This window comes from Magnetococcales bacterium, assembly GCA_015228935.1.
Taxonomy (GTDB): Bacteria; Pseudomonadota; Magnetococcia; order Magnetococcales; family DC0425bin3; genus HA3dbin3.
This window is the reverse complement of record JADGCO010000150.1, coordinates 1-7,825: the sequence shown is the minus strand read 5'-3', so window position 1 is coordinate 7,825 and position 7,825 is coordinate 1. Positions and strand designations below refer to the sequence as shown.

Genomic DNA, 7,825 nt, shown 5'->3' with positions numbered 1-7,825 from the left:
CCTTCCTCCTGGCGGGGTTTGGGGCGGAGCCCCAACAAAGTCTTTCATATCAAATTGGCGGGGTTTGGGGCGGAGCCCCAACAAAGTCTTTCATATCAAATCCTTTTTTTACAAGGGTTCTGAACAGATACAACAAATGAGAAATAATTTCATTGATCCGATTTGACTCCGACGACGGTTGATTCAACCTCGTGCCATCCTGCCAGGACCAATCCGCGTCTTCCATCCAGGCTGATGCGATCTCCACAGCGGACCGGATGTCCTCCCAGTTCGCCGTGATCCCGCTCGGCACCGCGCACATTCAGGGCTTCGCAGCCAACCACACAGGTCTTTTTCAGACGCGCCGCCACAATGGACGCATGCGAAGTCTGCCCACCCCGGGCCGTCAACAAGCCCTGGGTCAGGTAGATTTCCTTGATGTCTTCGGGGACCGTATCATACCGGATCAAAATCAAGGGGGTATCTGGGTCCTCGGCCCGCAGGCTCTGGATCTGGTCCAGATTGAACACGGCCCGCCCGCACAAAGCACCGCCACTGACGCCGATTCCCTGGGCCAAAAGCGGGTCGCCTGTCCGGGCATTCACCTTGAAGCGTCGCACCACATGGGTTTTTTCGGCGGTGGTTGCCATGTCGCGGGTCTGGAGAAGCCACAGATTTTCCAGACGGGGACCGTCGAAGGTAAACTCGATCTCCTGGGGACTCCAGCGCTGGTCATAGATCAGGGTCTTGGCATAACGCAGCAGTTCGGCATGGATTTCCGGGAAACAGCGTTCCAGGGAGGTATTCGGATCCCGGCCATCACTCAGGCATTGTTCCACGGAGACTGGTTGGGTGGCCACGAGTCCGCCAACGATATCTTCTCCCTGGTTGCCCGGGGTGAAATCGCCCCAGAGCATGACCCGGCTGAGACGCTGCCCCGGATTGGCCGTGAACAACACCCCGGTACCCGATTCCTGGCTCACGTTGCCGAAAATCATGGTTTGCAGGACCACGGCGGTTCCCCAGTCGTTGGCAATGCCGAGAATGCGCCGATAATCCTTGGCTTTGAGGGCATTCCAGGATTGGACCACCTGCTGGATGCTGGCGAGCAATTGCTCCCAGGGATCCTCCGGAATGACGATGCCCATCTCCCGGGTGGCCGCTTCGTAGGCATCGGCCAGCTCCTGCATTTGGGCGGCGGTCAAATCTTTTTTGCGTTCGATGCCATGGCGGCGCTTGGTCTGGCGCATCAGATCGGAAAACACGCTCCGCCCCATGTCGAAACTCATGGCCCAGGACTGGATGAAGCGCCGATAATTGTCCCAGGCAAAAAACGGATTGCCGCTTTCACGGATGATACCGGCCACAATTTCCCGGTTGATGCCGACGTTGTGGATGGTTTGCATCATGCCGGGCATGGAGATGGAGGCACCACTGCGCACCGACAGCAACAGGGGGCGGGTTGTCTGGCCGAACTTTTTCCCGGTGCGGGTTTCGATGGTGTGGATCCGGGTGCGCAACTGCTGCAAAAAATCGTTCCAGGCCGGTTGATAATGGCGCACGATCTGCCGGCAGCGGAAAAATTCCGTCGTCAGGACCGTTCCCGGCGGAACGGGAAATCCCAGATCGGCCATTTGGGTCAGGTTGAATCCCTTGCCTCCCAGCAACATCAGGTTGCGATCCTGCTGGCCGGTGGCATGAATGTCCCGGAACAACCGTTCGGGGTTGTAGGTCATGAGAAGATCCATGCCCCGGGGGTCCAGGTTTTGTTGCTGGGCGGCCAGAACCTTTAAAATACGGGCCAAAAACCGGTCCAGGGCCTGCAAGCCGAACGTTCCGGCAATGAGATCCCGGAAAAACACCTCGCTGATCTGTTCCAGGGAGAGGGGCAGGTCGTCGGAGCGCAAGGCCAGATAACGGGGCAGCAGTTTTTCTTTTGGTACCTGGGTGACGATCAGGGCCAGGTTGTCCCGATGGTGACTGGCATAGTTTGTCTCGATGATGGATTTGACCCCCTCGGAAAAGCCACGGAACAGATCCATGTATTGATAGAAAGTGAGCTGGCGGGTGCGGAGGGAGTCTTCCAGAATGACCAGATGATCCTGCAACTTGCGGGAGGTGATGCCATCCACGGCCAGGGCACGCAGAAAATAATGGAGCTGCCGGGCGATGCCGCGAAAACCGGCCTGGGTGATGAAGCCGTCGGGAATGGTCTCCAACAGGCGTTCCAGACAGACATTGGCGAGGTTTTCCAGACGGAAGGTCATGGAAAGGGCGTCGAATTTCCGTTCGCGATACTGGCCATAGATGGACGGGATGCCCACGGCGATATGGCGTTTTTGGTAAATCTCTTCGCGCACCGGAAACACTTCCCGGGAGAGGATGATCTCCCGCAATCCTTCCAGGACATCGAGCAGCGTGGCGAGGAGGGTTTCGTTGTCCACCTCGGCGTCCAGATCGGCCAGGAGTCGATCCAGGTGTGGAAATCCTTGGAAGGAGGCATCGCGCAAGGCACCGTGGATACCCTGGAAACCCAGATTGTATTTGCGGTGCAGCATCTGGTAGAGGTGCAGCAGATGTGCCACCCGTCGCCGGGCGGTTTCGGGAAGATCGACGCCACCCATGATGACCGGCAGGGCTGCGTCCAAGGGCAGGTTCAACAGTTCCGTCGGATCGGCGAGGCCGGATTGTTCGCACACCCGAGCCACGACCTGATGCACCCCGTCAAACAGGGGACCGGCAACCGGAATATCTTCCAGGAGCGAAGCCGGCATGTAGGGTTGCAAGGGGGTTTTGTCGCCATTGTGCCAGAAACGCAGGATGGCGGCGGTCAACCCCACGGTCAGATTGGTACTCTCCACATGGCACTGCTTGCGCAAAAAATGGACCATGCGATCCTGACGTTGGGTCAATTCATCGAGATCGGTGGAGACATTGCGCAGCTCCCCCTCGGCACCGATTTCATTGAAATAGACCGGCAACAGACGCGCCAGTTGCTTGATGAGATTGAAAACCGGCTCAATCTCGCTGTTGAGAATCCGGGTGATTTCTTTTTGAAAGAGATCGGTATCCTTGATGCAGGTACCGGTGAGATGCAGATTGATGATCAACGCCGACAGCAGGGTGGAACACCATTTGGGGTGTTGCAGGATCAGGCTGAGCCACACCCGGACATTGTACAGATGCGACGGGTTGGCCACCGGTTGCCAATCGATATCCACCCCCTGCACGGCACTGTATTGGAAGCCAAACCGGACCACCTCTTCCAGGAACATTTCCACCAGGCCGCTCTGGTTGCGCAAAAACACCTCGGTTCCCAGGGCTTCGATACTCTGCAAGGCCGTGTTGGGAAACTGGCCGACGTTGACCTTGAGAAACTGGAAGGTCCGGAGAAAGACCTCCCGAATCTGGGCGGGGGTCTGTTCCATGCGCACAAGGTGGACCAGGGTTCGGTTGATTTCGCGCAGGGTCTCTTCGTGAATCAGGCCCAGTCCCTCGGTCTCCATGATGTGAAACAGGAAGGCGAGGGTTCGGTTTTCCGTTTCTGCGGGTGACTTTCGGGTGGCGATTTGCCGTCCCAGCTCCGTGGCTGCCTGCCGATACCCTCGCACAATGTCCAGAAAGGTGGGCAGTTCCAGGAGCCGGGCTGCCGCATCCATGGCCGGAAGATGCGCATTGTCCGGCGGGGTAGGCGACTCCGGGTGTGGGGTTGTCGCGTCCGCAACGGAAAGATTCGTATGGTCCGGCAGGGCATGGGGGGTCAGGATGGTGCGCAGACGTGCCTGCACGGTCCGCAGGGCGTGGTGGGAAATAGTCTGCACGGCACCTGCCCTGTCCGGGGCAAAGAAAGTTGCCGGATCGGGAGAGCGCAACCAGTAGTCACAGGAAATTTCCAGGCAGCGGCGCAGCAGATCCCGCATGATCCGGGGATCGGGTGTCGGGGCCGGCGGTACCACCTGCCGCATGGCAGCCAGCAGCACCCCCAGAGAGCGCGGCAAGGGATAATGGCTCTGGGAGAGCAGGAACAAATGCCGGTCCGGCAGGGCGGTCAATGCCTGGAACAGCCGGTCGAAACAGGGCGCATAGGGGGAAAGATGTCCCGGGGTGATCCGGGTGACCACCCGTTCCAGGAAGGCGGTCAATCCTTCCAGGACCTCACGCAGATGGGACTCTTTGCCCTCCAGGGCCTGGAAGAAAAAATCACGGAAAAGGTCGAAGGAGTTCGGTCCCAGGTCATGGTCCTGGTAGAGGGACCAGTTTTTGAGGACGAACCCTTTCAGATCGGGCAGGATCAAAGGCCAATTGCGGAAAGGGTGATTCAGCTCTTTCAGCAGAATGTCCAGGGAGTCGGTAATGCCGGCGTAGTCCCGCACGACCTGGCGCAGCACGACATGGCGCGGGTCGATATCGACCCGCGCCACGGCCGTATTGCGCAAATTGACCCGGAGGGCATCCGACTCAAGCGGATGTCCTCCGGTGTTGCCAGAAGAAGGCTTTCTGGCGGTCACGGCGTCTCTCAGACTTCGCGAGCGGCCATGTGGTTGATCAGGTCCAGCACGCGGTTGGAATAGCCCCACTCGTTGTCGTACCAGGCCAGGACTTTGACGACGTTGCCGATGACGTAGGTCGAGGGGCCGTCCACGATGGAGGAGCGGGGATCACCGAGGAAGTCGATGGAGACCAGGGGAATGTCGCAATAGCCGAGGTAGCGGTTGGCACCGGCGCGCAGGGCATCCTGGACCTCTTTGACGTTGGTTTCTTTATCGGTGATGATGGTGGCATCCACCACGGAGACGTTGGGGGTCGGCACACGCAGGGACATGCCGTCCAGTTTTCCCTTCAGGGCGGGGAACACTTCACCGATGGCTTTGGCAGCGCCGGTGGATGTGGGGATCATGGAGAGGTTGGCGGCGCGGGCGCGGCGCGGATCGGAGTGGGGCATGTCGGTCAGGCGCTGGTCACCGGTGTAGGAGTGAACGGTGGTGATCAGACCCTTCTGCACACCAAATTTTTCCAGGATGACCTTGACCACCGGGGCCAGACAGTTGGTGGTGCAGGAGGCATTGGAAACCACGACGTGTTGACGGGGATCGTATTCGTGTTCGTTGATACCCATGACGAAGGTCTTGACGCCCCCTTTGGCCGGAGCGGAAATGATCACGCGCTTGGCACCGGCTTTGACATGGGGCTGGGCGGCTTCGGCGGTGGTCATCCGGCCGGAGGCTTCGATGACGTAGTCCACGCCGGCTTCGTTCCACTTCAGGGCTTCGGGTTTGGTCTCGCCGGTGAAGCGGATTTCGCGACCATTCACGGACATGCCGTTGGCGGTTTCCTTCACTTCCCCTTCCATGGTACGGAAGATGGAGTCATACTTGAGCAGGTGAACGAGAGAGGAACGGGGGGCCGGGTCGTTGATGGCCACCACTTGAATGTTTTTGAATGCGGGGTCCTTGTCGATGGCACGAAACACACAGCGACCGATACGTCCAAACCCGTTGATGCCGATTTTTACTGTCATTTTCAACTCCTGATTTTTAGTGGCCAATTGGCCCGTTGAATGGTGTTCCGGGCCGTCCCGACCGGACCCCGCCACGACCAGCGGAACATCCGCCAATCGGTGAACCCTGAACAAAAGAGTGAGCAAGAAGATATTGGACTTTTCATCAAAAGACAACTCGGACGCCAGATTCTGTCCGGATTTCCCTCTGGACGCCCGTGAAAGGTGCCTGCATGCCGCGCATCCAGTTGAGTGATACCGTTCCGTTCCAGGCCATGCAAATGTATGATTTGGTTCTGGACGTGCGCAGGTATCCCGAATTTCTCCCCTGGTGTACCAAGACCCGGATCTTCAACGAGGAAGAGGGACAGTTTGTGGCCGAGCTGACCATCAGCTTCCGGGGCATGCGGGAGTGTTTCCAGACTGTGGACCGGTTTGTGCCGGGACGCAAGGTGGAAGTCAAGCTCCGTTCCGGGCCTTTCCAGCATCTGGAAAACGAATGGACCTTCACCCCCACCCCCCAGGGAACGCGCGTCGATTTTTTCATCGATTTCAAATTCAAGAGCCGTCTCATGAACGTCACCCTGGGTCCCGTTTTCACCCAGGTTTCCAAACAAATGCTGGAGGCTTTCCGGAACCGGGCCTTTGCCCTGTACGGCCAGAACCTCGTTTCGCCACCCTAGAACCCCGTCCGCCTCGACACCCGCCGGAGAGAGTGCCGCATGTCTCGACATCAAGTCAACGCCACCGTTCCCTACACCCCGCAGCAAATGTACGATCTGGTCATTGACATGGACAGTTACCCGCAATTTTTGCCCTGGTGTGTCCAGGCCCGCAAGTATGAGGTGACCGATACCCGGTTCATGGCGGAAATGACCATTTCCTTCAAGGGACTGCGCGAAACATTCCGCACGGTGGATCTTCTGGAACCGGGTCGGAGCATACGCATTTCGCTCCATTCCGGGCCGTTCAAACATTTGGAAAATTCCTGGGTCTTCGTCCCGGTTCCCGAGGGAACCCGCGTGGAATTCAGTATCGATTTCAAATTCAAAAGCAAGCTTTTGGAACTCACCATGGGGCCTGTCTTCAGTACCGTGACCCAGCGCATGGTGACCGCATTTCGCCAACGGGCCGACATTGTGTACGGACCCCAACCCTCGTCAACAACGCAAGGAGGAACACCCCCATGATGACAATGGGCAACACCCCGAACAAGGGACTTCAACTCTTCATGCTGCTGGCGCTCGCCCTGATCGCCGCAACGGCCTGGCCCAAGGCCGTCGGCGCCACAGATGACGGGGTGGTCGCCCGTATCGGTGATTGGAAACTGACCCAGGCTGAGCTGGATAAATCCCTGGCAGGACGCATCTACGAAATCGATCAGCAAGTCTATCAACTTCGCATGCAGAAAATCCAGGAACTGATGGCCGAACACATGCTGACCCTGGAAGCCAAACAACGCAACATGCCCCTGGACAAGCTTCGCGACGAAATCGGCAGCAAACAGGAACCGGTTACTGACAAGATGGTGAGTGATTTCATCAAGACCAATCAGGAACGGCTCCCCAACCAGGGCAAGGGCATGGAAGACCGGGTGCGTGGTTTCCTCGAAAACCGCGCCGGTGAACAGGCCGCCACCCGTTTCCTGACCGATCTGGTCAAAAAATACAACGCCCAGGTCACCCTGCCGCAACCCAAGGCACCCCGCATTCCCATCAAGGGACCAGAAGATTTGAGCAAAGGCCCGGCCAATGCCCCGGTGACCATTGTCGAATTTTCAGACTTTCAGTGCCCCTACTGCCGCAACATCCAGGCAACCCTGAGTAAAATATTTGAACAATATCCGGACAAGATTCGTCTGGTCTTCCGGCACTATCCGCTCCCGTCGCATCCATTGGCCGCCAAGGCTGCCGAAGCGGCGCAGTGCGCTGCCGAGCAGGGGGCTTTCTGGGCCTTTCACGACGCCCTGTTCGCCACCGACGCCGATCCGGAAATTCCCTTCCTGAAGGAAATGGCTGCCAAACAAAAACTCGATACCGCCAAGTTCGACCAATGCCTCACCAGCGGCAAACACGCAGCCCGCATCCAGAGTGACCTCGCCGAAGGGGAAAATCTGGGCGTCAACGGCACGCCGGCCTTCTTCATCAATGGCATTCCCCTGGTCGGTGCCCGCCCCCTGTCGGAATACAAACGGATCATCGATGACGAGCTGAAGAAAAAATAAGTGTCATCAAGTGCGGCCTTGATCATCGTTTTGGCCATTCGGTAACGGGGTCCAGGGGGCTGGCTCCCTGGCGGGTCAAGGGCAGCGCCCTTGCGGGGTTTGGGGCAGCGCCCCATGTTGTTTTT

At 58.2% G+C, this 7,825-nt stretch carries 5 protein-coding genes; 3 read left to right on the top strand and 2 right to left on the bottom strand.

What is annotated here, in order from left to right; genetic code table 11:
• Positions 1–149 precede the first annotated feature (149 nt).
• Positions 150–4,487 carry a phosphoenolpyruvate synthase gene (locus tag HQL65_19655; protein MBF0138453.1) on the bottom strand — a complete coding sequence of 1,446 codons (4,338 nt, stop codon included), beginning with the start codon at positions 4,485–4,487 and terminating at the stop codon, positions 150–152.
• Between the two features lie 8 nt (positions 4,488–4,495).
• A complete protein-coding gene (gap, locus tag HQL65_19650; GenBank protein ID MBF0138452.1) occupies positions 4,496–5,497 on the bottom strand; it encodes a type I glyceraldehyde-3-phosphate dehydrogenase in 1,002 nt (333 codons plus the stop codon).
• 212 nt (positions 5,498–5,709) lie between these two features.
• On the opposite strand from gap, the gene HQL65_19645 reads away from it, so the two are divergent.
• From HQL65_19645 to HQL65_19635, 3 genes are read left to right on the top strand one after another with little or no spacing between them, the layout of a single operon-like run.
• Entirely contained in the window at positions 5,710–6,159 is a 450-nt protein-coding gene (locus tag HQL65_19645; protein ID MBF0138451.1) for a type II toxin-antitoxin system RatA family toxin, read from the top strand.
• Positions 6,160–6,198: 39 nt separating this feature from the next.
• Positions 6,199–6,666 carry a type II toxin-antitoxin system RatA family toxin gene (locus tag HQL65_19640; GenBank protein ID MBF0138450.1) on the top strand — a complete coding sequence of 156 codons (468 nt, stop codon included), beginning with the start codon at positions 6,199–6,201 and terminating at the stop codon, positions 6,664–6,666.
• The gene (locus HQL65_19635) at positions 6,663–7,700 is read left to right on the top strand and encodes a thioredoxin domain-containing protein (protein MBF0138449.1); all 1,038 of its coding nucleotides are present in this window, start codon (positions 6,663–6,665) and stop codon (positions 7,698–7,700) included. The genes HQL65_19640 and HQL65_19635 overlap by 4 nt, the downstream gene beginning before the upstream one ends.
• The last annotated feature ends 125 nt before the right edge of the window (positions 7,701–7,825 follow it).

Excerpts from the sequence above, each read along its gene's own strand:
- gap (MBF0138452.1), bottom strand. The coding sequence starts at position 5,497 with ATGACAGTAAAAATCGGCATCAACGGGTTTGGACGTATCGGTCGCTGT.
- HQL65_19645 (MBF0138451.1), top strand. The coding sequence starts at position 5,710 with ATGCCGCGCATCCAGTTGAGTGATACCGTTCCGTTCCAGGCCATGCAA.
- HQL65_19640 (MBF0138450.1), top strand. The coding sequence starts at position 6,199 with ATGTCTCGACATCAAGTCAACGCCACCGTTCCCTACACCCCGCAGCAA.
- HQL65_19635 (MBF0138449.1), top strand. The coding sequence starts at position 6,663 with ATGATGACAATGGGCAACACCCCGAACAAGGGACTTCAACTCTTCATG.